Raw genomic sequence first — 23,733 nt, 5'->3', positions numbered from 1 at the left:
AAGCGTTTCGACTTCAAATGTCCTATCGAGGTCATAGGCGAGGTGATGCAAGCAGCCATGGCTATGCGGCATGATGCTCCGGCTTCAATTCAATAACCGTGTTGCACTCAGCTCCTGCAACCGCCCAGCGACTCATTGCTGATCCATGGCAGGGTATTAAGGCAGTTGATGTCTTGTACCCCGTAACGTTCGAGGAACTGGGGGCTGGCGACCAAGTAGTTTTCAAAGTCTGCAATCTTGCGGCACTTGAACGACGAATCTTCCAGCGGCCCGAGGCAGATGGCCAGGTCATGCCTGCCGCTGGCCAGGTTGGCCAGGGGGTAGCCGACGTCGTGGACGATCTTCAAGTGAGGGTGAAGCCTGGAGAACTCAGCGATGGCGGGAACGATAAAGCGTGAGCCGTACTCGCGGGGCGAAACGATGCGCAATATGCCACACACTTGCCCGGTACTTTCCTTGAGTGTTTGCAGCGAGCAATCGATGCGCTGCTTTATATCCATGAAGTCATCATAGAAACGCTGGCCGGCTTCGGTGAGTGCCAATGACCGGGTGGTTCTGTTAATCAAGGTCGTGCCCAAGGAAAGTTCAAGTTCCTTGATGTGCACACTGACCATGCTGGTACTGATGTTGAGTTGCACTGCCGCGTGGGAAAACGACTTGAATTGAGCAACTTTTAGGTAAGCAAGAACCCGGTTGTAGTTAAAGTCCATTGTCGTTCCAGTCCCTGGATCGTTGAGCTTAAACAGTTGGCGAGGGTGTTATGCGGTGTGCCGCACAATACACAGCGAGTCCGGGTCTGGCAATTATTGGATAAGCCGATGTTTAGTGGGGCGGGCAGAATTCAGATATGACAAGGTATTTGACCGATATGCCATTGCAATAATGGCTTATGGCTATTTGATTTGGCCGGGAGGGTGCCGGTTCAGGCTTGCGGCTCTTCTTGCACTTCGATGGGTTGGGCCGGTACTTCGATGCCCCAATCCCCATGCAAGTACCAGTCTTCGCCGATCATTTCCGCCGGGTGCATGGTGCGGTCGGCGCCGTTGCCGCAGGCCAGGTCGGTGGTGGCACAGTAGCGGTCGCAGCCCCAGCAGATCCGCTCGGGGTGCTTGGGGTGCAGGGGGAAAGGCTTGGCCATGAAGGGCACCCAAAGGCAAGGGGAGTGCCTGAGGCTAACGCCCTCCGGCAGGGGCGCCCTTGACGTTGGTCAAGAAGGGCGCTTTCAGGGCTGTTGCAGGCTCGGCAACACCGCCCGGCCTTGGGCAGACAGCAGCGGCGCAAGCTGTGCCCAGGGGATGGCCACTTCCACGTCGCAGCCATCGCCGCTGGGGTGGTTGGCCAGCTTCAGGCCCTGGGTGTCGAAGCTCAGGTCGTAGGTGCCATAGCTGGCGGCGCCGGGGCAGTCGGCGTCGGGTGGGGTTTGGGCCTCAATCAATTGCGCGAATTTTTGCGGCATCGTGCTGTGGCCGGCGTAGGGGCTGTACCAGTCGAAGCGCCCGCCGACCCAGGTCCAGGGGTCGACTTTTTCCCCGGTGGCCAGGTTCCAGGTGTGCAGGCCCCAACTGATGCCGCCCGCGCCGGTGCCGGTCTGCCAGCGGTAAAAGTTGACGGTGATCCACTGCGACGACCAGGAGTGGGGCAGCACGCTGATTTCGCTGGTGTACACGGCGCCGCGCTGGCCCAGGGATTCGCGGCGCTCGGCGTTGAATTGGGCGAGGCTCTCGGCGTTGTAGGCCAGGGCCAGCAGTTGTTGGTTGATGCGCTGGATGCCCGGGGTGTCGCCGTCGAGGCGCAGCAACGGATGGCCGTTTTGCGTGCGCACTTGGTAGCCGTGGCCGCGGTAGTCCTTTTTCTCCACCTGCACGCTGGGCTTGGCGGTTTCCAGCGCCAGGGCGTAGGCGTCGCTGGCGCAATCGTCGGCGGCGCGGGTGTGGGGCACGCGGCTCAGGGCCAGGGGCAGGGTTTTGCTGCGGTCGGGGGCGTGCCATTGGCCGCTCAGGCGTTCGCCGTCGGGGCTGTCGAGTTGCCATTGGCCGGTGTTTTCGGCCTCTTGCCACTGGCCGCTGTCGGCTTGCACGGTCAACTGGATCGGCGTGAGGAAGCGCTGGTAGTAGTAACTGGCGTTGTTCTCGGGCGTGGCGTTGAAGCACACGGTGATCGGGTTTTTGCCCAATGTGCCTTGCCACACCCCGGCCAGCGGGTGGGCGGCGGCCAGGAGCGGGGCGCCTGCGAGGCAGGCGGCTAGCAGCGGTTTGAACATGGGGCGGGGCTTCCGGTGGTCGGGGGCGGTGGCCAGGGCGGTGAGCCTATCACCGGCCCTGGCGCGGGGGCAGCGGTCAGTCGTGGCTTTCGTAGAGCGAGGAGAAGCGGCCCATGGCGGCGACCACGGTTTGCGCACCGACGTGGATCTGGCTGATGACCTCGCCGGCGTGGGCGGTCAGGCGTGCGCCTTCTTCGGCCTTGGTGCGGCTTTCCTGCATCTGGTTGACGGCGTCTTCGGCCAGGCGACTGTTGTGCTCCACCACCGTGACGATCTCGGCGGTGGCCTTGGCGGTGCGTGAGGCGAGGTTGCGCACCTCGTCGGCGACGATGGCAAAGCCGCGGCCCTGGTCGCCAGCGCGGGCGGCCTCGATGGCGGCGTTGAGCGCCAGCAGGTTGGTCTGCTCGGCAATGTCCTTGATGCCGGTGACGATCGCCTTGATGTTCGACGACTGCTGGTTGAGGTCGGTGAACAGCGCCGAGGCGCCGCGCAGGTCGCTGGCGATGGAGTCGACGATGGCCGCGGCATCCTTGATGACGGCGATGCCGTTCTGGGTGGCCACATCGGTTTGCTGCGAGGTTTTGTAGGCCAGTTGCGCGGCCTCGGTTTCCCGGGCCTTCTGCTCCACCTGGCGGGTGTCGTCGGTGGCCAGCTTGATAACGCCGTAGAGCTTGCCCTGGGCGTCGAACAACGGGTTATAGGTGGCATTCAGCCAGACGTCGTGGCCGGCCTTGTTGACCCGCTGGAACAACCCGGCGCAATGCTTGCCAGCGTGCAACGCGTCCCAGAACTGCTGGTATTCCACGGTCTTGGTATAGGCCTGGCGGCAAAACAGGCTGTGGTGACGGCCCTGAACTTCGCCCAGGGTATAACCGGTGGCCGCCAGAAAGTTGGCATTGGCAGTAATCACATTACCGTTTAAATCAAATTCAATAACCGCCATGGAACGGTGCAGCGCTTCTATCAGGCTACGGTTGGCACTTTCCTTTAATACTGGGGCAGTAATGTCCGTGGCGATTTTCAGCACTTTTACAACGTGGCCCAGTTGATCTTTTATTGGGATATAACTGGCTTCCAACCACACATCGGAACCGTTTTTATGCACCCGTTTAAAGCGGTCACTCAGGGTCTCGCCCTCGGCCAAGCGCCGCCAGAACGTGGCGTAGGCGGGGCTGGCCACGTAGTCGGCGGGGCACAGGACGCGGTGATGGCGGCCGCGCAGGTCCTCCAGTGCATAACCCAATACGCCGAGAAAAATCGGGTTGGCATCGATAATCTCGCCTTGGGGGCTGAGCTCCACCACCGCCATGCGCGACTTGACCGCCTCCAACGCACTTTGCATGTCACTGTACATATGATGAACGTCGGCAATTTGCCGAGCACAAGCAGACTTCAGAACAAACATGATTAACCGCATAAGTCATAGAGTGAGCGAACCCGCGCGCGATATTTTTTTATTCGTCTCGCAGGGTAAAGCACGCAAATACGCCACGGTAATGGCTTTTTAATATCTGCATCTTAGCGCTGTCTGGGAAGTTATGCGGGAGTATTTGTTGGCCGGCTAAAAACAGTCGCGCCCGCGGGGTGCGGGCGCGTGAGGGCCAGGGCGTTAGAAATCCCGGCGGGTGGCTGCGCAGATGATCGAACGCCAGGTACTGGGCGCTCGGGTACAGCCGACCACCCGTCCCAGCATCCGCACCAACGCCCCGCGCTGGCCGATAAACAGCGCGCTGAGTTCGTGCTGGCCATCTCCCGTGCTCATCGCCGTGACCGCTTCAGCCCTGTGCCTGTGAGTGGGGAGGCATTCTAATGAGAGCTTTTATCATCTACAGGGCACTGCGGGTTTAGTGGCGAGGGGGAGGGTTTTGTGGTTGAGGAACCTGTGTTTTCAAGACGACGATGCCGTAAGTGCTGGTGAGCGTTTCTACTCTGAGGGTGCCTGTTTCCGACGGCGCTCGCACCGCAGCGCTGGGGCTGGATATCAAAGTGGTACTGATTGACGGCGTTGAACTGGCGCAACTGATGGTGGAGAACAACCAGGGCGTGAGCGTTAAACAGGTGTACGAAGTGAAACAGCTCGACAGTGATTACTTCGCGCAGAAGTGATGTGCCGTGCTGCTGTTTGCCTACGCCGTAAAACTGGCAGGTTTCGATGAGCGCTAAGTGCCTGATTATATGGTTTGTTTATTTTTGTTGAGGAAATTAAAGAATCGTATGTAAGTAACTTCTTTAAATGACTTTATTGTTGGGTTTCTATGAAAGTTTCCGCGCGCGCGTATTTCCGATGAGCGTACTTAAGGAGTTAAACTGGCGGCCTGAGTTTATCGTTCCTCGGCAAGGCCAGAACCCATCAACCACCTGCGGGCATTAACGGGTGTTGGTCGGAGCAGCACTGATAAGGTAGTGCTCTCCTTGGAAAACCGTTCAGGGTGCTCTGCGTATGCTTCCGATTTGTTACCCTGCGGTTCTTCCTGTTTTCACAGCCGTATGGAAAACTGTGCGCTCTGCGCCTCTCACTTTTTGTCTGTTTTGTTGGGACTGCCGATGGACATCATGGATACCAAGCAAGAAAACCTCCTCGAAAAATTACTCAGGCTGGCGACAGATGAACCGGCCCATCGACCTGACTTTTTCAGGGCTCTGTTGAATTCCACTATCTACGTCGTTGGCACTGCCGGCACTGGCGAAGGTCAAGTTCACCTCGAGGCGAATAGCAACATCAGTATCGCGCAATGGCAAAAGCCTGACGGCTCTGTGGTTATCCCGTTTTTTTCTTCGCTGCAAGCACTACAAAGATGCATAGATAGCGAAGACTCCTACTTGGAGATCTCGGCCAGATCGTTTTTTGAAGTCACACTGGGCACCCCTCTTTTCCTCAATCCAAAGTCTCCCTGCGGGAAAGCGTTTTCCCCCCAGGAAGTACGCCTTCTGCTCTCCGGCGAGATTGGCCAAAAGCCGGTACCGCACACGGTCGAAACAGACACCCAAGTGCTGCTCGGACAGCCGTCGCAATATCCGTCGAAGATGGTCAACTCGCTCACACAATTGTTCGCCAAACATCGCAACGTAAAGCGTGCGTTCCTGGCGTTGATGCATGAACCATCGTCTGGTCAAAGTCCTCATCTGGTTATTGGTATTGAAGCGGATGGAGATATCGAACGGGTCATGCGCGAAGCCGGCACCGTTGCCGGGGATGCCGTTTCGGCTGGCGAACCCGTTGACCTCTGTCACGTTCTCGAAGGGGAACCAGGCCTTAGCGATTACTTCCTCAAGCAAACCGCACCCTTCTATGAACGAAAGCCGGCACGCGGGCTGAGTTCATTGTTTGGCTTTGGCAAAGAGTGATAGAGATCAACACCGTGCTAACTGCCGAGCATGCCTGTGAAGTCGTGCCTGGCCTGTTTGGCGGCGTCATGAGCGATGGAATCTTGGCCGTCGGCTGAACACAAGCGTCATCGCGCTGGCGCCGAGCATCCCGCAAGCCAGCCTCGGGATAAACGCTAAGAGCCAGGTGTTTTTCCTTTCCCAGAAAGCAGTACTTCAAGCGCCAGTAACGGCCTGCGTTGGGATGCACTTCCAGGTACAAGCTCTGTTCGTCATACAGCCGATAGGGCTTGTCCTGAGGCTTGGCGTTGCGGCAGTTGGTGTCTTTCAGGGGCATTGGGGGCACATCCTCTGCGAGCGAGCTGATGAGCGTTTTATGCCCCCATATATGCCCCCGTCAACCGTGGGATGCCCTGGGATCAGGTGGGAAAACGCGGGCAATAAAAAAGCCGTAAGGCTTTGATTTCTATAAGCTTTACGGCTTTTCTGGGTCTTCCTGGGGCCGGGGTAATCTGAACTTAGATCATAACTTCTTGATTTTTAATGATATTTACGGGTTGAGTTTTGTTGTGGAATACCATTTGGAATACCGTTTTCCTAAGCGTTACTTCGCTTGGGATTCGAACCTGCGACCGTCTCGGATGCTGGGTCTGAGCGCAGGGCGGTCATTGAACTAAGCCGAGGTATTCACCGTACTACAGTCATGGCTACGTATCTGGCTTTCGTCGGCATAGGTTTTGGCTATCTATGCCCTGCGTCAAGATCTTCGGTGCGATGTACGACAGGTCAAAGCTTTGCTATGTCGAATGACTTCACTCTGGAGCGAGCTTTACGAGCTGGCCTGGTGTGATTGCAAAAGCAGGGTGTCGATCATGGTGTAGACAGTCTCGCGACTGTCAGTCCACCTTCTGCGAGATAACGGCTAAGTTTAAATGTTAGAAAAGTCATGAAATTAGCACTCTGAGTTCCAGGGCTGGAAGTCATATGTACAGCGATGTTTCAATCGTGACTGTACGAGGAGTTACGACTCGTCTTTTAGCAGTTTCATTCGCTCAGGTATATATCTGTTTTGTTCGGCTTCCATTTTTAATAAAATGTCTAAAATTTTTGCACGGCTGAGTTCGTAAGTGTCGGAGAGTTTGTCAAGGCGTGCTATCGCTTTATCGGAGAGGATGAAGTTGTACTGCCCTTTTCCAGTCAGTTTTTTTCGATATTTTTGCTGGCGCCAGCTTATTTTAACTCTTTCTATGAACAAACTTTTTTGGTTGTGATCAAGGTTGGCGTGGTCGAAAAAAGTCAACAGGTTTTCGTGGTTTTCAATAGGTTGGTATACTGATAGCTTTATCGAAGTAAGCCCGTCCAATGGGATGTGTTTATTAATCAGCTTCCCTGCTAGTAAGCATTTTTGCTCATCATCTTCGAACCATTTAAACTGCTTGTCTCCTTTTTTGTGTTCGTTCCAGCTGGTTTCTAACTCATTTAAAAATGAACCTTTCTGTTTGATGTTGATAGTCCATGAGTCAATGCTTGCGATCAGTAAATCCTTTCCAGTTAATCCTGATGTTAATGGCGCTATGGAGTCACTAAAAGGCATGCGCTCTCTGAGCTTTGAGCTTAACCATTCAGCTTGCCGCTTTCCTTCATTCATCCATTCAAGACATTTTTCTGGAAGAAGCTGTTCGGTTTCTTTGTTTTTGATTATTTCGGAAAGGCCAGGGGTGCTGGATATGACGTGTGTCATCGTGGATCGCATTCCCGGCTGATTAACGTCTCCGGATAATTGAACGTTATTAGTTGTTAGCTGAAGCCATAGCCAAATGTCATGTCTGCGATTGTGGCTCGTATCATCAAGTATACGTGCTAGCCGGTCATTGAAATGTATCGCCATATCGCCTCCTAACTGTAGAGGTTCTATATAACATTTATTTAATTGTTAAAGAAGGGTCTTCTAATTTTTTAGGTTGTTTTCTAGAATGTCTCTAGTAGATGAAATTCTTGAGTGGCCATCATTTACTGGGGTTCAGCTAGATTTTCTACAAAAAAATACGTCGTTTGGTACCTCCATCCTGAAGGGGGGGTGAAGCATGAAGGGCGCGCTCTCCTCTTGGCGCTCACGGTCAGCTCGTCCGCCCAGACGTTCGATAATTCCTGAAATTGAGCTCAAGGAGTCCGGGTCTAGCTGTATTACTTTGTAGAGGGTTACGATGATGGCGGTTAACTTTTACCGCGCAGTCGACCCTCTGAACGAATAGAAAGAGTCTCATTCATGAAGTTTATTCGTCCTAAAAAGTCATCGAGTCGATCGGCCTGGTTCAATTAAGAGTTTATGAATTTATCTGTGGGCAGTCCGATGCCGCTGGGCGAGCGATGTGTAGATTGACTGGAAAGTGAGGTGCAGGAATGGATTGTAGGAAAAGTCAGGGGGGGTTATTAGCTAGAATTTTTTATTAAAGGCTTTGGTGGGTATGTCGGTGATGGCGCCAAACATGTCTGGTCTACTCATTCATGATGGTTTTTTATCGGAGTGCCTGCCTTCTTGATTTTGATGTTTGTGGAATGATTTCACTTGGCGTTTTAGTCGCGAGAAATCTCGGTAAGTCCTCGGTATTGGTAATATGCTTTTATGTGTATCATTAATGACTATAGGGCTAGTAATTGTTGCTGGTGTGTCCATGGAGGGGGCGTTAATTTGTGTGATTGCTTATTGTTGAGTTAATTGGTCTTCGGTGTTGGCTGTTGTCAGTGTATGGCGAGATGCGAACGGGGAGAGGATGGGGTGTAAGTAGTCGTAGGGCTATGCTTGTTTCAGATTTTCAGTAAAGTTGTACTAGGCGTGCTTATGGTATGAGCCCACATACTTGGAGCACCATCATGGCCCGACATCATCAAAACACTAATCTAACTCTCCATGCAGGATCTACTTACCTAGGCTTGGCTGTGCAGGAGGCTAAAGGCCCATTTATCAGTGAATACCTAAACCGCCTTCATCAAACGTTGGGACGGGCGCTTATCCAATACAGTCGTGTATTTGCATTTAGGGTTGATCTACGACTTCCTGCCCACACTCAGTTACCCGATTACACTTTTACCAATGAAGTGATTGAACGGTTCATCGAATCGTTCAAAGCCAAGATTAAGCATAACCGTAGTCAGGCTCGGAAATTGAACAAGCATGCCCATGACAGCAAGGTCCGCTACGTCTGGGCGCGGGAGCTGGGGCAGCATGGTAAGCCCCACTATCACCTGGCAATCTTGCTCAACCGAGATGCGTTTACGGCCTTGGGTAAATTCGAGGCTGGCAGGGACAACATGTTTAATCGCCTCGAAGGGGCTTGGGCCGGTGCGCTGGGGTTGCCAATAGAGGCTGTCAGCGGCTTGGTCGAGATTCCCACCAATCCGTTCTATTACCTTAATCGCGGTGAATCGGAAGGACAGGCTGCATTCTTTTACAGAGCGAGCTACCTCTGCAAGTCAGCGACGAAAGTCTTTGGTGATGGCAGTCATGGTTTTGGTTGCAGTAGGAGCTGAGCGCACCATATGGGGAGTGCATCCAATAAGTGAGAGTTCACCGTGCACTTGACTGCCCTGGTGTGAGCCAAGGGCAGCTTATCGGCTAGTGTCAGCCTAGGAGTAGCAGGTAACCCTGTTCGCATAATGACACGTTGCTATCACTGCTCGCGGCCGAATTATTTAAAAGGATGGTTTGGCTTGCTGAATCAGCCAGGCCGCGAGGTGACGCTCAAATAGGTACTTCTTCACCAGCACGCCAATCCTCTGAACGGATAAGAGGAGCCAGTTCATGAGGATCATTCGCCTGAAAGATGTCCAGCATTCCACCGGCCTAGGTCGGTCCACAATTTACAAGTACATCAGCGAGGGGAGCTTTCCAAAACCCGTGTCATTGGGCGACAGGGCTGTCGGCTGGGTTGAAAGTGAGGTGATGGGTTGGGTCATGGCCAGGATCGAGGCGCGGGATGTTCACGAGTCTCTCACGGCGTGATCAGCTAATTGACTGAGATTTCTTCAAGCCATGCGGTCGGCAGTTGCTGCTGACTGTGTGGCCCAAATCTTCCTTTTATTTCTAAAGCGTCAAATCTGAAATGTTGGACGAGACGGTTGAGCTCACTACCACATGAACCAAAAGCTACGAACTTGACTCACGCACTTTGGGGAGGCACCAGCAACGCTGCCGTTACCAAAATGGCAGTTAGCTGACTATGCAGACTATCTGGAGCAAGTGCTGCAGCGCTTTGATGTATTCGTCAGCAGTGCCGAGCTAAGCGTGTGGTGGACCAGTTGGTAACCTGTCTTGTCTGAATTTGTTGAGAACCTGCAAGCTGCGGCTGCTGTGTCGATCGCGACCCTGATCTTAGATTTAGTGGGTGGGAATAGCAGTTCGCCTGGTTCTGGATTTTTTGAGTCGCTATTGATGGCACGACGCAGTACATTTGCAGCACAAAAACTGCAGGACTGAGTCATGAAGCGTCCCAAGGACGAAACCCTGTCCATTCGTACCTCGAGTGACATCAAGCAACTGCTGCGAATTGCAGCGGACAGAGAGCGGCGCTCCATTGCCTCGATGATTGAGGTATTGATACTGAGATATGCTCAGGAACAGGGGCTGCAGGCAGAAACGCCGTCAGTGGAAGAGACGAAAAAAGGTAAGGGAAACGATGGAGCTCATTGACAATATTACAAGGCTGTTGGGTGACGACCTCAAAGCGACGCTAAAACCCGGTTCCCGCCTGAGTATCGCAGCGTCTTGTTTTTCGATGTATGCATTCGAAGCGCTGAAAGCTGAGCTGGAAAAACTCGACGAGCTGAACTTCATCTTCACCTCGCCGACGTTCGTTGCCAACGAGGTTGCCGACAAGGTCCGCAAAGAGCGAAAAGAGTTCCACATCCCGAAGCTGGATCGTGAGCGCAGCCTGTACGGCAGCGAGTTCGAGATTCAGTTGCGCAACAAGCTCACCCAGCGAGCGGTTGCCAAAGAGTGCGCAGATTGGATGCGGCGCAAGGCTACCTTCAAGTCCAACCGTAGCAAGGCCCCTATGCAGCAGTTCGCCTGCGTGCAATCTGCTGGAGCGGACACCTCTTACATGCCATTGCACGGTTTTACAGCCGTCGATCTTGGTTACCAGCAAGGCAATGCTGTCTCTAACCTCGTCAACAAAATGGACGAGCCAACCTTCACGGCAACTTACCTGAGTCTGTTCAATCAGATCTGGAGCGACCCGGAAAAACTGGAAGACGTCACCACGCAGATCTGTGATCACATTGCGGCTGTCTACCAGGAGAACTCGCCCGAGAGCGTCTATTTCCTAATGCTTTACAACATCTTTAACGAGTTCCTGGACGACATCGATGAGGACGTTTTACCCAACGAACGTACCGGCTACCAGGACACGCTCATCTGGAACAAGCTCTTCAACTACCAGAAGGATGCGGCCACCGGGATCATCAACAAGCTAGAAACCTATAGCGGCTGCATCCTGGCGGACAGCGTCGGCTTGGGGAAAACCTTCACAGCCCTAGCCGTCGTCAAGTATTACGAACTGCGCAACAAGTCGGTGCTGGTGCTCTGCCCCAAAAAACTGGCGGACAATTGGCTCAATTACAACCGTAACCTTAAGACGAACATCTTTGCTCGTGACCGATTCAGCTACGACGTGCTGTGCCATACCGACCTCACTCGCACGAGTGGCGAGTCGTTTGGCACTCCGCTCAACCGCATCAACTGGGGTAACTACAACCTCGTCGTCATCGATGAATCGCACAACTTCCGCAACAACGATGCTTTCAAGGACAAGGAAACCCGATACCAGAAGCTGATGAACAAAGTCATCAAGGAGGGTGTGAAAACCAAGGTGCTAATGCTTTCAGCGACCCCAGTGAACAACCGCTTCAATGATCTGCGCAACCAACTCGCTCTAGCCTACGAAGGCAACTCCGAAAACCTAAGCAAGAAGCTGAGAACTGGCAAAACTGTCGAGGAAATTTTCCGTGGTGCGCAGGCCAGTTTTAACGCTTGGTCAAAACTTCCGCCCGAGGAACGCACGGCGCGTGCCATTTTGGACTCGCTCGACTTCGATTTCTTCGAGTTGCTAGACAGCGTCACGATTGCACGCTCGCGTAAACACATTCAGACCTTCTACGACACCACGGATATCGGGCAATTCCCTGAACGGCGCAAGCCCTTGTCGTTCCGTAGCCCACTGGTTGTGGATGCTGAGCAGCGAACGGATGTAATGAGTTTCAACGAGATTTTCGAGCAGTTGTCTCTGCTCAAGCTCGCCGTGTATGCCCCCATCAGCTACATCTTGCCTAGCAGATTGGCGAAGTATGAAGAGATGTACGACACGCAGGTTGAAGGCGGTCGAGGCAAGCTACGTCAGGTTGACCGGGAAAAAAGCCTGGTAGCGCTGATGACAACGAACTTGCTGAAGCGCCTTGAAAGCTCTGTTTATGCATTCCGCAGCACACTTAATGCTTTGAAAGAAAACCACCAGCGCGTTCTCGGCCTGATTAAGGAGTTCGAGAGCCGGGGCGGTGTAACAGAGGTCGCCAGCCTTACAGAAGCCATGGGCTCAATTGACGCTGAAGAAGACGGTATTCCGTCGTTTCATGACTTAGAAATCGGCAACACAATTCGGATAAAGCTGGCAGATATGGATCTGCCTTCTTGGGAGCATGAACTCCAGGTTGACCTGGAAATCATCTCCGCTTTACTGATCTCGATGAGCAAAATCACGCCAGTCGAAGACGCCAAGTTGCAGCACCTGAAATCGCTAGTACTCGACAAGATTGCCAATCCCATTAATCCAGGTAATAAAAAAGTACTGATTTTCACGGCTTTCGCTGATACGGCCAATTACCTCTATGACAATCTGGCCACTGAGCTGCTCGCCAATCAGAACCTGCATACAGCGAAGGTCACTGGTAGTAGCGCGCCTCAGTCGACGCTAAAAAACACAGCTCAAAAGAAAAGCTACGACTTCCAAGAGCTGCTCACCCTCTTCTCGCCACGATCCAAAGAAAAGGCCATCGTGCTGCCCAACGAACTGGCAGAGATTGACTTGCTGATCGGCACCGACTGCATCTCCGAGGGCCAAAACCTGCAGGACTGCGACTACCTCATCAACTACGACATCCACTGGAACCCCGTGCGCATTATCCAGCGCTTCGGTCGAGTGGATCGCATTGGATCGCCCAACAGCAGCATCCAACTGGTCAATTACTGGCCCGACATCTCGCTCGACGAGTACATCAACCTCAAGGAGCGTGTCGAGAGCCGGATGATGATTGCCGACGTCACTGCCACGGGCGACGACAATGTGTTGAGCGCTCAAGCCAACGACGTGTCCTACCGCAAGGAGCAGTTGCGCCGCCTACAAGACGAAGTCATCGAGCTGGAAGACCTGAAAACGGGCGTTTCGATCACAGATCTGGGGCTCAATGACTTCCGCATGGACTTGCTCAATTACGTCAAAGCCAATGGTGAGTTGAACAACGTACCGAGCGGCATGCACGCCGCTGTGTCAGCTAAACCTGAGCTTGGCCTGCGTCCAGGGGTGATCTTTACACTGCGTAACCGCAACTCGAGCGTCAGCGTTAGCCATCATAATCGTCTGCACCCGTATTACCTCGTCTACATCAGTCGTGAGGGTGAGGTCATTCATGATCACACCGAGGTCAAACGCCTGCTCGATCTGGTGCGCAGTTGCTGCAAGGGCCAAGCGCAGCCCATTCCGGAGGCTTGCAGTTTGTTTAACAAGGAAACTGCTGACGGGCGGCAGATGCAGGTGTATTCCGACCTGCTTGGCAAGACCATTCGTTCGATGATCGAGGTGAAGGAAGAGAAGGATCTGGACAGCCTGTTCAGCAGCGGCAAAACCACTGCGCTGGTCAACACTATTGCCGGACTGGATGACTTCGAGCTCATCACCTTCTTGATAATTCAGGAGGCCGGATGAGTCATATATCTCCATGGGAGTCGAACGCCGCGTTCATCAGCTACCCGAAGCAGGCCGCTTTTGGCCGCAACCTGCCAAAGAATAAGATCTACGAACACAGTGGAGCCAACACACGACTGAAAGACTTGTTCGTTTACCAAGTGGAACAGATCGTCTGGCAATACAAGCTGGCTCCGGAAACGATCAACCTGCCCGCTAGACCCAATGTGCCGGAGCTTCAGATCTTCGCCATCCAGCTCAAGACGTCGGAGCTGAATTTGGATGTGTTGCGCTGCATAGATGGTGCGGTGCAGTTCCCCATCATCTTCGAGCTGAGCTTTGACGGCCGAACGCAGGTAGTCGCCGCGTTCAAGCGCCCGAACGAATCAGACGCGAGCCGTTGGGTGTTGAGCGACTACTTTGCGACGGCGTGGTTACCGAGCGATGTGGAGCGCGCAGTCATGCCATTGGCGCTCGACTTGGGTGGCTTGTACGAACAGTTGCTTCACCGTCTGATTCCAACACCTGCGCGCCAGCAAGAAGACCTTGTTGACTTGGTCGCTCGTGTCGAACAGGTTGCGGCGAAGCAGCGTGAGGTCGAGAAGGCCGCGAGCAAGCTTGCCAAAGAAAAGCAATTCAACCGCAAGGTAGAGATCAACGCGCTCTTGCGAAAGCTAAGAAACGAACTTGAACAGTTGACCGGTAGGGATAGCGCATGACGCAGAGCCTGAATGACGAATCGAAGAGACACATCGAGCAGGTCGCGGGCGAGGCGTTAGCGCAACTCGAAAGCATCGCCGAGGCCTCCAAGAGCAAGCTTCTTGATGGACGAACACTGGGATCCGATGCCCTGGCAAGCATCAATACGATGACGTCCAGTTCGGCTATCCAAAGACTGGATCAGATCAGCCAGGCGAACCGTGAAAGCTACCGGGTATTGGTGGCAGAGCCCGCCATTGCTCGCGTTGTGGTCGTTGATGAAGAGGGCGAAGAGAAAACCTACTACATCTGCCGCACTACGCCGGTATCGGGTTTTCCCAACTTGGCCAGCTACCGGGCTCCTGTTGGACGATTGGCCTCATTGGCGATTGGTGCAGAGTTCACGCTTCCCAATGGAACCGTTGTTGAGGTTCTTGAGCGAGCTCAGCTCCGGCCAAGTGCACTCGCCGATGGGTGGGACTCTCGTGACACCGTGGTTGAAGCCGAGCATTTCGGGCCGTTCACCATCGAGTCGCTGCGAGCTCTGCTGACTGAGGTTGCCGGGGAAGAAGTCACAGAAGATATCCTGGGCCAATTGCTGGCTGAGGAGACCGTCAACGCCAACATCATCGACGGCGTTCGCCGCAGCGTTATCACCAAGATGGGGTTGCGGGATCAGCCCGTACTCGATCAATACCAGGACGAGATTTTCCGTCTTCCTCTCGACAAGCGTCTGCTAATCTTGGGTCCACCCGGTACCGGCAAAACGACGACCCTGATCCGGCGCCTCGGCCAAAAGCTTGATACCGCTTTTTTAGAAGAAGGCGAGCAACGCCTGGTTGAGACGGTTGCTACAGCGCAAGGCGTTGCGCATTCCAACAGCTGGCTGATGTTCACGCCTACCGAACTGCTCAAGCAGTACCTCAAAGAAGCTTTTGCCCGAGAAGGCGTTCCTGCCTCAGATCTGCGCATCAGAACTTGGCAGGACTATCGGCGCGAGCTGGCCAGAAACGCTTTTGGCGTTCTCAGAACTGCTTCTGGCGGCGGCACCTTCGTCCTGAAAGAGAGCTTGCCAAACCTTAGCGAGGCTGCACTTGACCGGCCCATTCAATGGTTTGACGATTTCGATGCATGGCAACGTAGCGCCTACGTGCAGGAGCTGCATGAAGCTGCGGCTCTACTCCATGATGCCAAGACCCCCGACGTCAAGAGCTTGGGCGCACGCTTGCAAGACATCTTAGCGCGAGCAGGTGATGGCGCTCTGGCAACCACATTCGGATCATTGGCCGCAGAACTCCCCAAGGTGCAGGCGCTCGTCACCAGCCTTAAGGAAGCCTCCGACGGCAAGATCAAAGCTGCGCTCAACCTGCAGCTCAACCGCAACCGGGCGTTCTTGGATGAGTTAGCTCGCGTCATCGACAGCTTGCAACAGGCGCAGGCAACGGAGGCTGACGAGCAAGACGATTTCGATGCCGACGAGGAAGAAGACACCACAACATCGCGCACGGGGCGCGCGGCTGCTCTCAACGCCTACATGCAAGCCGTGCGTGCCCAGGCTCGGTCAGCAGCTTCCAAGCGTATGCTGAACAAGACCTCTCGCAATGGCAAAATCATTGAGTGGCTGGCCGATCGTGGCCTGGCAGAAACCGACCGTGCAGATGTGGGAGCGAGTCTTCTGGTGCAGACCAACGCCCGGCGCTTTGTGAGCCCGGTCAAGCGCTACCTCGACGGCATTCCCAAACACTACCGTGCGTTCCGGCGAGAACGCCAAGAAACCGGAAACTGGTATCGCAGCGAGGGCTTCGAGGCACGCGACATCCATCCACTCGAACTCGATATTGTGCTGCTGGCCATCTTGCGCGCCGCAAGAGACCTGATCAGCCGGCCCAGCGTCCTGCGCGATATCGACAGCCCCGCTTGGTCATCGCTCCGGCCCATTCTGGGGTATTACCGCAACCAAGTATTGGTGGACGAGGCGACCGATTTTTCGCCTATTCAGCTCGCCTGCATGGCAGCACTGGCTCACCCACAACTGCGCTCGTTCTTTGCCTGTGGCGACTTCAACCAGCGCCTGACTACCTGGGGAGCGCGTTCCGCTGACGACTTGAAGTGGGTCTTTGCCGACTTCGTCATCAAGGAGATCACCGTTTCCTACCGTCAGAGCAAGCAACTGAACGACTTGGCTCGTGCCATGATCCGCGCCGTCGCTGGCACCGAGCAAAACGTCAGTTTACCCGCGAATATGGATAGCTCTGGCGTGGCACCTGCCTTGTTGGAGCATGCCGGCGAGAGAGTGGTCGTTGTCAGCTGGCTAGCAGATCGCATTCGTGAGATTGAGCGCTTTGTTGGCCAATTGCCGTCCACCGCCATCTTTGTGAATACCGAAAACGACGTGGCCCCGGTGGCTGAGGCACTGAATGCCGCCCTAGCCGAGCACAACATTCAGGTCATCGCCTGTCGTGAGGGCCAGGCCGTCGGGCAAGAAAGCAATGTGCGCGTGTTCGATATCCAGCACATCAAGGGCCTGGAGTTCGAGGCTGTTTTCTTTATTGGCATCGACCAGCTTGCAGAGCTACATCCTACGCTGTTTGACAAGTACTTTTACGTGGGCACCACTCGTGCGGCCACTTATCTGGGTGTGACCTGTGAGGGTACCTTGCCATCGACTATCGAGAGTCTGCGTGTGCACTTTTGCCAGGACTGGCAATAAGACGACTGAATCTATCAAAACAAACTTGAACAATTGAGCTGCTGAGCTCCTTTCACGGAAGCACAGCTGCAAGAGGAAAAAATGTGGAAAAAATGACAATGCACTCGCCCAACCTCACACGAGACAATGTCGCCGGTATTCGCGAGTTGTTTCCCAGTTGTGTCACCGAAGCCAAGGGTGAAGATGGCGTCGTGAGGCTGACAGTGGACTTTGATCAGCTCCGACAAGAGTTGACTGACTCAATCGTTGAAGGCCCGCACGAGCGCTACCGCCTGGACTGGCCAGGAAAGAGGGAGGCGCTGTTGACCGCCAATGCTCCCATTGCCAAAACATTGCGGCCCTGCCGCGAGGAAAGCGTGGATTTTGATACCACACAGAATTTGTTTATCGAGGGTGACAACCTCGATGCGTTGAAGCTTCTGCAGGAAACCTACTTAGGCAAGGTCAAGATGATCTATATCGACCCGCCGTATAATACTGGTAATGACTTTATCTACGAAGACGACTTTGTTGAGGGGGCAGAGGAGTTTTTGCAAAGGTCAAACCAAAAGGACGAGAAAGGTAATCGGTTAGTCGCCAATACATCAGCAAACGGAAGATTTCATTCCGATTGGTTATCGCTAATTTACCCACGCATTAGGCTTGCTAAGCGACTTCTTGCAGAAGATGGGTTCATCTTTGCCAGTATTGACGATATAGAAATTGACAACCTGAAGAAGGTTTTCGATGAGGTGTTCGGTCAAGAGAATTTTGTAGGGACTTTTATTTGGAAGTCTAGAGTCAGCGAAGACACTAGGGCAGTCAGCGGCCTATCTACCGACCATGAATACATTGTTTGCTACACAAACTCTAATGGTGCGTCGCTTCGTGGGAGTGAGAAGGATCTGGGCAAGTTTAAGAATTCAGATGACGACCCACGTGGGCCCTGGAGAAGCGCAGACATGACTGGGCTTGCTACACGAGATAAGCGACCTAACTTGCACTATGACTTGATCGATCCTCAAACGGGAATTAACTACGGGTGCCCGCCGAAGGGATGGCGCTTTGAACCAACTACAATGTCCACGAAGATTGCCGAAAAGCGAGTTCTATGGCCGTCTAGCACGGAGGGGAGACCTCGGCAAAAGCTCTTTCTTAACGAAATGGAGAGTATTTTTAAGAATATTTCCTCCGTGGTACAGGAAGTCTCGACTGGTGATGGAACAAGAGAGGTGAATTCACTGATCGGGAATGGCATCTTCAGCTTTCCCAAACCCACTCGACTTATTGACATTTTCCTTGAGCAAGCAACGGATAAAGATTCAATCGTAGTCGACTTCTTTGCAGGTTCGGCTACAACAGCCCATGCCGTTCTAAAGAAAAATGCAGAAGACGGCGGCAATCGTCGGTTCATCATGGTTCAAGTGCCGGAGGAATGCGCCGAAGATTCCGAGGCGTTTAAAGCAGGGTACAAGACTATTGCCGAAGTGAGCAAAGAACGTATTCGCCGAGCTGGTAAGAAAATCAGTGAAACTAATCAGCAATTGGGCATTGGCTTTCGCGTCCTCAAAATCGACACATCCAACATGGCCGATGTTTATTACGCACCAGACGCCCTAGATAATAGCCAGATCGATTTACTGGTGGACAATATCAAACCAGACCGTACGCCTGAAGACCTGTTGTTTCAGGTGATGCTGGATTGGGGAGTTGATCTGGCCTTACCGCTCGTCAAGCAAGATATCCAGGGTAAGGATGTGTTCTTTGTCGATGGCAATGCGCTTGCTGCCTGCTTCGACTCCAGCGGTAGTATCGACGAGGCCTTCGTGAAGGAGCTTGCCAAGCACCAGCCACTGCGCGTGGTGTTCCGCGATGCGGGGTTTAAGGACAGTTCAGTCAAGATTAATGTCGAGCAAATTTTCAAGCTGTTGTCGCCTGGCACCGAAGTTAAATGTATCTGAGGGGCGTGCGATGATATTTTTTTCTGGAAATGAATTTGCACGCAGGTCAGTGCGCTCGAAGAGTCGGGCACATGGAGGTACCCAATGAAACTCAAGTTCAAAACGCAGGCCTATCAGACGGCAGCGGTGCAAGCCGTCGTTGACTGCTTCAAGGGGCAAACACCTGCATCAGCGGAGGCCATCAGTTACCGAATCGACCCGGGCAAGGCCAAGAAAGGAATTGAAGACCTGTTTGCAGAGGGCGGATTCAAGAACTCCGATCTGAAACTAACCGACTTTGCCGTGCTGGAAAACATCACCCAGGCGCAGCATCGGCAAAACCTGCCGCAGTCCACCGAGTTGGTAAAGACCAAGGTCAGCAAGGTCAATCTCGACATCGAGATGGAAACCGGGACCGGCAAGACCTACTGCTACATCAAGACCATTTTTGAGCTGAACAAGCAGTACGGCTGGAGCAAGTTCATCATAGTGGTGCCCAGCATTGCCATTCGTGAAGGCGTGGCCAAGTCACTGGAGATCACCGCAGAGCATTTCCTGGAGACGTACCACAAGAAGGCGCGCTTCTTCATCTACAACTCCAAGCAGTTGCACCATCTGGAGAGCTTCTCGTCGGATGCTGGTATCAACGTGATGGTGATCAACGTGCAGGCGTTTGCTGCCCGTGGCGCTGATAACCGGCGTATCTATGACGAGCTCGATGATTTTCAGTCGCGCCGCCCGATTGATGTGATCAGCGCCAATCGGCCGATTCTGATCCTGGACGAGCCACAAAAAATGGAGGGTGCAGCAACCCTGAAGTCCTTGGAGGAATTCAAGGCGCTGATGGTATTGCGCTACTCGGCCACTCACAAGACCACGCACAACAAGATCCATCGGCTGGACGCGTTAGACGCCTACAACCAGAAGCTGGTGAAGAAAATCGCAGTGCGCGGCATCTCAGTGAAGGGGCTGGCGGGCACCAATGCCTATCTGTACCTGCAGTCCATCGAGATTTCGAGCAAGGCACCTGTGGCCCGTGTTGAGTTCGAGCAGAAGCTGAAAAGCGGCGAGATCAAGCGCGTGGTGCGCAAGCTGTCCAAGGGCGACAATCTCTTCTCCGATGGTTTTTCAAATGAGCTGGATCAGTATCGTGGCTATGTGGTTGCGGACATCAATGCCAATACCGACATCTTGAGCTTCACAAACGGCGTTGAGCTTTTTGTTGGCGAAGCCACTGGGGACGTGAACGAAGCGTCGCTGCGTCGCATTCAGATTCGGGAGGCGATCAATGCGCACTTCGACAAGGAGCAGGCGCTGTTCCAGCAAGGTATCAAGGTATTGACCTTGTTCTTCATCGATGAAGTGGCCAAGTACCGCGACTACTCGGTTGCGGACGAGAAAGGCGACTACGCACGTATCTTCGAAGAGGAATACCGCCAATATCTGAACGAGGTGCTGGACCTGGATGAAACACCGTACATTAAGTACCTAAAGGGTATCGATGCAGGCAGGACGCACAGCGGCTACTTCTCCATCGACAAGAAGACCAAGCGGCTCGCCGATCCTGATATTGAAAAGCGTGGTGAGAACGCAGGGTTGTCGAACGACGTGGATGCGTACGACTTGATCCTGAAGGACAAGGAAACACTTCTGTCATTACCAAAGCCGACGGACGATGACGTCACCAGAAACAAAAAGAACGTACGATTCATCTTTTCGCACTCCGCTTTGCGGGAAGGTTGGGATAACCCGAACGTGTTCGTGATCTGTGCGCTCAAGCACAGCGACAACACCATTTCCCGCCGTCAGGAAGTCGGTCGTGGGTTACGATTGTCAGTCAATCAAACCGGTGATCGGATGGATCATCCGGCCATCGTCCATGACGTCAACGTACTGACCGTAGTGGCGAGTGAGAGCTACAAGGACTTCGTCTCTGCACTGCAGGAGGACATCAGCAACTCTTTGTCGGAACGCCCCAAGGCGGCAGACGAAGCCTATTTCACCGGGAAGGTGCTCAAAACCCCCACAGGCGATGTTGAAGTCACGCCGCAACTTGCCAAGCAGATCTATAAGTACCTGCTCAAAAACGACTATAGCGACGATGCGGATCGCATTACTGGCACGTACCATGAAGCCAAACAGGACGGCACACTGGCCCCGCTTCCACCAGAGTTGCAGGCACATGCGGAACAAATTTTCCAGCTAATCGATGGTGTTTTCAGCGAAAGCCAGCTATTCAAGCCGGAAGATGGCCGCAAAGCCAAGAAACTTGAAACCAATGCCAATTTCGACAGACAGGAGTTTAAAGAACTGTGGAGTCGGATCAACCGCAAGGCTGCCTACAGCGTCAATTTTGATACAGCTGAACTGGTTAAGAAAGCTGTTGGAGAGCTGGACAAGTGCTTGCGCGTAACTCCTTTGCAGTACACGATCCAGACCGGCGAGCAGGCTGCACAGGTAACTTACGACGATGTTAAGGGCGGTAGTGCTTTCAAGCTAACGAAGACAGATCCCGTCGAAAACCATCAGTCTGTCCATTCGGCAGTGAAATATGACCTCATTGGTAAGGTTGCTGAGGGCACGCAACTTACACGACGCGCGACTGCGGACATCCTCAAAGGCCTTAGCGTAGCGGTGTTTGCACAGTTCCGAACCAATCCGGAGAGCTTCATCTCCGAAGCGGTCCGGTTGATCAATGAGCAGAAGGCGACGATGATTATCGAGCATTTGGCCTACGACCCAGTCGAGGACAAGTTCGATCTGGACATCTTCACCGTAGGGCAGACCAAGCAGGACTTCAGCAAGGCCGGTGATAAGCTGAAGCGCCATATCTACGACTACGTAATCACCGACTCTGGTATCGAACGCGAGTTTGTGAAGGAGTTGGACACCTGTACCGACGTGGTCGTGTACGCCAAATTACCGCGCGGCTTCCTGATCCCTACCCCGGTTGGCGATTACAACCCTGACTGGGCGATTTCGTTCAAGGAAGGAGCGATCAAGCATGTGTACTTTGTGGCTGAAACCAAGGGCTCAATGTCATCAATGGATTTGCGTCCGATTGAGGCTACCAAAATCGAATGTGCACGGAAGTTTTTCGACGAGATCAATAGGAAGTACGCCCCTGAGAACGTCAAATACGATGTGGTGAACAGCTTCGGGAAGCTGATGGAGCTGGTGAAGTAAGCAGGATCTACGTCCAATCGGGTCTAACTCAATAATGATCTGTCGCTTATCAGGGTATTCCTGACAAAAAAAGAAAGTCCTGTTTTGAGCCGCTAGAAGGGTGCTCAAACAGGACTTTTCTTTTATCCCTGCCAAGGCCACGAGATGTTGTTTGATGCCCATAAGCGAAAAATTAGGGATTACAAATAACCTCGTTCGGCCAGCGATACGCAGCCTTCACAGCCCACCACCACATGATCCAATATCCGGGTGCCGATCATGTCGAGGGCGTTCTTGAGGGTGGTGGTCAGCGTGCGATCGGCTTGGCTGGGTTCCGGATCGCCAGAGGGATGGTTGTGCACCAAGATTACCGCTGCCGCATTATGCTCCAGAGCGATCTTGACCACTTCCCGTGGATACACACTGGCACCGTCCAGTGTGCCTCTGAATAGCTCCCTGAAACCAATCACCCTGTGCTTGCTGTCGAGTAGCAGCACAGCAAAGACTTCGTATTCATGGTACTGCAGCAGTGTTTGCAGATGACTGAACACGTGTCTTGGCTCAGTCAGTGCTCGACCTTTAGACAGACGACTCATCGCAAGTTGTTGCGCCATCTGCAGGATGTCGGCTTCGGTAACCGGAGAGTCCATGACATAGGTGCCGGTTTCTTCACCGGCTCTGAGCTTGTGATATTTCATGCGGTTATTCCTATACGAATGCGTGAGAACGTTGGGAATGTCGAGAGGGGGTTACTGGGCTGTGGGCTTGCTGTTGTGCCGCGTGGCTTGCGAGTCCAGCTTTTGAGCGAGTGAGGGTTTGGCAGGCGCTGTCAGTTGGACTTGATGGGATACAAGGCTTGGCTGATCCTCAATGGCTGGGAAAAATTCCTCGACGATGGCGCCGGTGTCCTCTTCGCTGTCTTCAAAAGCTCCATTTTTAAATCCCTGGCGGGCCGCGAGATCCAAGGCGCTCTGGTCAAAGCCCGAAGCTTGTCTGGTTTCTTCCCGCTGTTTGGCTTCAAGCAACGCGTCTTCCAGGCTCAGCCCACTGCGTACCGTGATGTCCACGTAGAAGATCGGTGTACCGTGGCTTTGCCGAGTGGACTTACCACGTAGACGCAGCTCCAGCGGTAGACAGGCCAGGCGATTGCCGGAGATTGCTTGCAGATAATGCAGACGCGCTGCCAGGGTGCGGATGCTGTTGTAGCCCGTGGTGCGAAAGACAAAGCTGCCCAGTGGATCGTCATTGCCAATTACTACGTTCAACCGGCCGTAAGGCTTGCAGGCATTGCCTTGAGCGAGTGAACACACATCCGGTGAGGGACAGGGAAGCGACTGGATGCCGTCCTTCGTCAAACGCTTGCAGGTCTCACCATTGCCGACGCACAGTGGCCGGCCGGTATTACGGTCGAACAAGCTGTAGTCCGCACGAAAATTCAGATCCGGCTCGTTGAACAGTAAACGGATGGGAATGCTGCGCAGCTTGCCGTCCTGGCCGTTGCGTAATTCCTCATTGAGCGGGTGCAGCAACCAGCCGTCGCGGCTTTGTACCTGGGAGGTGAGGGTGAACTGATCGTCTTTCTCCGGCAGGCGTTTGCCGTTTTTCTCGACAACCTTGCCGATGGAAATGCGCCCGAGTACCGGAGGGGTGATCACTAAACCTTTGAGCATGGTGGTTATCCTTGATCTGGAAATGAAAAAGCCA

General features: G+C 53.6%; 18 protein-coding genes and 2 pseudogenes. 10 read left to right on the top strand and 10 right to left on the bottom strand.

From position 1 onward, the window contains the following. Positions 1-107 precede the first annotated feature (107 nt). From AC19YR_RS12315 to AC19YR_RS12290, 6 genes and pseudogenes are all read right to left on the bottom strand, one after another. Positions 108-710 (bottom strand): LysR family transcriptional regulator, encoded by a 603-nt coding sequence (locus AC19YR_RS12315; RefSeq protein ID WP_500598629.1) that lies wholly within the window; start codon positions 708-710, stop codon positions 108-110. 212 nt (positions 711-922) lie between these two features. Next, positions 923-1,138, bottom strand: coding sequence for a DUF3079 domain-containing protein (locus AC19YR_RS12310; RefSeq protein ID WP_095105774.1), 216 nt, complete (start codon positions 1,136-1,138; stop codon positions 923-925). Between the two features lie 84 nt (positions 1,139-1,222). After that, positions 1,223-2,260 carry a hypothetical protein gene (locus AC19YR_RS12305; protein WP_500598627.1) on the bottom strand — a complete coding sequence of 346 codons (1,038 nt, stop codon included), beginning with the start codon at positions 2,258-2,260 and terminating at the stop codon, positions 1,223-1,225. Between the two features lie 76 nt (positions 2,261-2,336). Next, positions 2,337-2,681 (bottom strand): annotated as a pseudogene (locus AC19YR_RS12300) (methyl-accepting chemotaxis protein); the annotation flags it as partial. Positions 2,682-2,900: 219 nt separating this feature from the next. Next, positions 2,901-3,569, bottom strand: a pseudogene (locus AC19YR_RS12295) (PAS domain-containing protein); the annotation flags it as partial. A 300-nt stretch (positions 3,570-3,869) separates the two neighbouring features. Next, positions 3,870-4,022, bottom strand: coding sequence for a hypothetical protein (locus AC19YR_RS12290; protein WP_500598625.1), 153 nt, complete (start codon positions 4,020-4,022; stop codon positions 3,870-3,872). A 146-nt stretch (positions 4,023-4,168) separates the two neighbouring features. On the opposite strand from AC19YR_RS12290, the gene AC19YR_RS12285 reads away from it, so the two are divergent. Next, the gene (locus AC19YR_RS12285; RefSeq protein ID WP_500598623.1) at positions 4,169-4,366 is read left to right on the top strand and encodes a hypothetical protein; all 198 of its coding nucleotides are present in this window, start codon (positions 4,169-4,171) and stop codon (positions 4,364-4,366) included. Between the two features lie 438 nt (positions 4,367-4,804). Next, positions 4,805-5,605: an enhanced serine sensitivity protein SseB C-terminal domain-containing protein gene (locus AC19YR_RS12280; protein WP_500598622.1), complete on the top strand. Its 801-nt coding sequence runs from the start codon at positions 4,805-4,807 to the stop codon at positions 5,603-5,605. Here AC19YR_RS12280 and AC19YR_RS12275 read toward each other — a convergent pair. Together AC19YR_RS12275 and AC19YR_RS12270 are read right to left on the bottom strand one after the other, a co-directional pair. Then, positions 5,529-5,921 (bottom strand): Arm DNA-binding domain-containing protein, encoded by a 393-nt coding sequence (locus AC19YR_RS12275; protein WP_500598621.1) that lies wholly within the window; start codon positions 5,919-5,921, stop codon positions 5,529-5,531. The genes AC19YR_RS12280 and AC19YR_RS12275 overlap by 77 nt on opposite strands. Before the next feature lie 684 nt (positions 5,922-6,605). Continuing rightward, the gene (locus tag AC19YR_RS12270; RefSeq protein ID WP_500598619.1) at positions 6,606-7,472 is read right to left on the bottom strand and encodes a hypothetical protein; all 867 of its coding nucleotides are present in this window, start codon (positions 7,470-7,472) and stop codon (positions 6,606-6,608) included. Between the two features lie 983 nt (positions 7,473-8,455). On the opposite strand from AC19YR_RS12270, the gene AC19YR_RS12265 reads away from it, so the two are divergent. The 8 genes from AC19YR_RS12265 (at position 8,456) to AC19YR_RS12230 (ending at position 22,050) form a co-directional block, all read left to right on the top strand. Continuing rightward, positions 8,456-9,112 (top strand): inovirus Gp2 family protein, encoded by a 657-nt coding sequence (locus AC19YR_RS12265; RefSeq protein WP_436367002.1) that lies wholly within the window; start codon positions 8,456-8,458, stop codon positions 9,110-9,112. A gap of 271 nt (positions 9,113-9,383) precedes the next feature. Beyond that, positions 9,384-9,584 (top strand): AlpA family transcriptional regulator, encoded by a 201-nt coding sequence (locus AC19YR_RS12260; protein WP_017528845.1) that lies wholly within the window; start codon positions 9,384-9,386, stop codon positions 9,582-9,584. A gap of 477 nt (positions 9,585-10,061) precedes the next feature. Further along, the gene (locus AC19YR_RS12255) at positions 10,062-10,271 is read left to right on the top strand and encodes a hypothetical protein (protein WP_017528844.1); all 210 of its coding nucleotides are present in this window, start codon (positions 10,062-10,064) and stop codon (positions 10,269-10,271) included. Beyond that, on the top strand, positions 10,258-13,557 hold the full coding sequence (locus AC19YR_RS12250; RefSeq protein WP_436367003.1) for a helicase-related protein: 3,300 nt from the start codon (positions 10,258-10,260) through the stop codon (positions 13,555-13,557). Before AC19YR_RS12255 ends, AC19YR_RS12250 begins: the two co-directional genes overlap by 14 nt. Next, positions 13,554-14,255, top strand: a complete 702-nt coding sequence (locus AC19YR_RS12245) for a DUF4391 domain-containing protein (protein ID WP_017528842.1) — start codon at positions 13,554-13,556, stop codon at positions 14,253-14,255. The genes AC19YR_RS12250 and AC19YR_RS12245 overlap by 4 nt, the downstream gene beginning before the upstream one ends. Further along, a complete protein-coding gene (locus tag AC19YR_RS12240; protein ID WP_436367004.1) occupies positions 14,252-16,945 on the top strand; it encodes an ATP-binding domain-containing protein in 2,694 nt (897 codons plus the stop codon). Before AC19YR_RS12245 ends, AC19YR_RS12240 begins: the two co-directional genes overlap by 4 nt. Before the next feature lie 92 nt (positions 16,946-17,037). Next, positions 17,038-18,885, top strand: coding sequence for a site-specific DNA-methyltransferase (locus AC19YR_RS12235; RefSeq protein WP_262502163.1), 1,848 nt, complete (start codon positions 17,038-17,040; stop codon positions 18,883-18,885). A gap of 84 nt (positions 18,886-18,969) precedes the next feature. Next, positions 18,970-22,050, top strand: coding sequence for a type III restriction-modification system endonuclease (locus AC19YR_RS12230; protein WP_436367005.1), 3,081 nt, complete (start codon positions 18,970-18,972; stop codon positions 22,048-22,050). A gap of 179 nt (positions 22,051-22,229) precedes the next feature. Here AC19YR_RS12230 and radC read toward each other — a convergent pair whose 3' ends face one another. Next, on the bottom strand, positions 22,230-22,727 hold the full coding sequence (gene radC, locus AC19YR_RS12225; protein WP_044268705.1) for a RadC family protein: 498 nt from the start codon (positions 22,725-22,727) through the stop codon (positions 22,230-22,232). Between the two features lie 51 nt (positions 22,728-22,778). Then, positions 22,779-23,699: a recombination directionality factor gene (locus AC19YR_RS12220; RefSeq protein WP_199918179.1), complete on the bottom strand. Its 921-nt coding sequence runs from the start codon at positions 23,697-23,699 to the stop codon at positions 22,779-22,781. Positions 23,700-23,733 lie beyond the last annotated feature (34 nt).

The sequence above is a fragment of the Pseudomonas sp. MF08817 genome, from assembly GCF_059862705.1.
Note: the sequence above shows the minus strand (reverse complement) of the source record. Positions and strands in the feature narration are given on the sequence as shown.

What these genes read in the sequence shown, in the direction of transcription:
- AC19YR_RS12280 (WP_500598622.1), top strand. Translation starts at nt 4,805, where the DNA reads ATGGACATCATGGATACCAAGCAAGAAAACCTCCTCGAAAAATTACTC.
- AC19YR_RS12310 (WP_095105774.1), bottom strand. Translation starts at nt 1,138, where the DNA reads ATGGCCAAGCCTTTCCCCCTGCACCCCAAGCACCCCGAGCGGATCTGC.
- AC19YR_RS12230 (WP_436367005.1), top strand. Translation starts at nt 18,970, where the DNA reads ATGAAACTCAAGTTCAAAACGCAGGCCTATCAGACGGCAGCGGTGCAA.
- AC19YR_RS12315 (WP_500598629.1), bottom strand. Translation starts at nt 710, where the DNA reads ATGGACTTTAACTACAACCGGGTTCTTGCTTACCTAAAAGTTGCTCAA.
- AC19YR_RS12275 (WP_500598621.1), bottom strand. Translation starts at nt 5,921, where the DNA reads ATGCCCCTGAAAGACACCAACTGCCGCAACGCCAAGCCTCAGGACAAG.
- AC19YR_RS12305 (WP_500598627.1), bottom strand. Translation starts at nt 2,260, where the DNA reads ATGTTCAAACCGCTGCTAGCCGCCTGCCTCGCAGGCGCCCCGCTCCTG.
- AC19YR_RS12240 (WP_436367004.1), top strand. Translation starts at nt 14,252, where the DNA reads ATGACGCAGAGCCTGAATGACGAATCGAAGAGACACATCGAGCAGGTC.
- AC19YR_RS12235 (WP_262502163.1), top strand. Translation starts at nt 17,038, where the DNA reads ATGACAATGCACTCGCCCAACCTCACACGAGACAATGTCGCCGGTATT.
- AC19YR_RS12245 (WP_017528842.1), top strand. Translation starts at nt 13,554, where the DNA reads ATGAGTCATATATCTCCATGGGAGTCGAACGCCGCGTTCATCAGCTAC.
- AC19YR_RS12290 (WP_500598625.1), bottom strand. Translation starts at nt 4,022, where the DNA reads ATGAGCACGGGAGATGGCCAGCACGAACTCAGCGCGCTGTTTATCGGC.
- AC19YR_RS12255 (WP_017528844.1), top strand. Translation starts at nt 10,062, where the DNA reads ATGAAGCGTCCCAAGGACGAAACCCTGTCCATTCGTACCTCGAGTGAC.
- AC19YR_RS12265 (WP_436367002.1), top strand. Translation starts at nt 8,456, where the DNA reads ATGGCCCGACATCATCAAAACACTAATCTAACTCTCCATGCAGGATCT.
- AC19YR_RS12220 (WP_199918179.1), bottom strand. Translation starts at nt 23,699, where the DNA reads ATGCTCAAAGGTTTAGTGATCACCCCTCCGGTACTCGGGCGCATTTCC.
- AC19YR_RS12250 (WP_436367003.1), top strand. Translation starts at nt 10,258, where the DNA reads ATGGAGCTCATTGACAATATTACAAGGCTGTTGGGTGACGACCTCAAA.
- AC19YR_RS12260 (WP_017528845.1), top strand. Translation starts at nt 9,384, where the DNA reads ATGAGGATCATTCGCCTGAAAGATGTCCAGCATTCCACCGGCCTAGGT.
- radC (WP_044268705.1), bottom strand. Translation starts at nt 22,727, where the DNA reads ATGAAATATCACAAGCTCAGAGCCGGTGAAGAAACCGGCACCTATGTC.
- AC19YR_RS12270 (WP_500598619.1), bottom strand. Translation starts at nt 7,472, where the DNA reads ATGGCGATACATTTCAATGACCGGCTAGCACGTATACTTGATGATACG.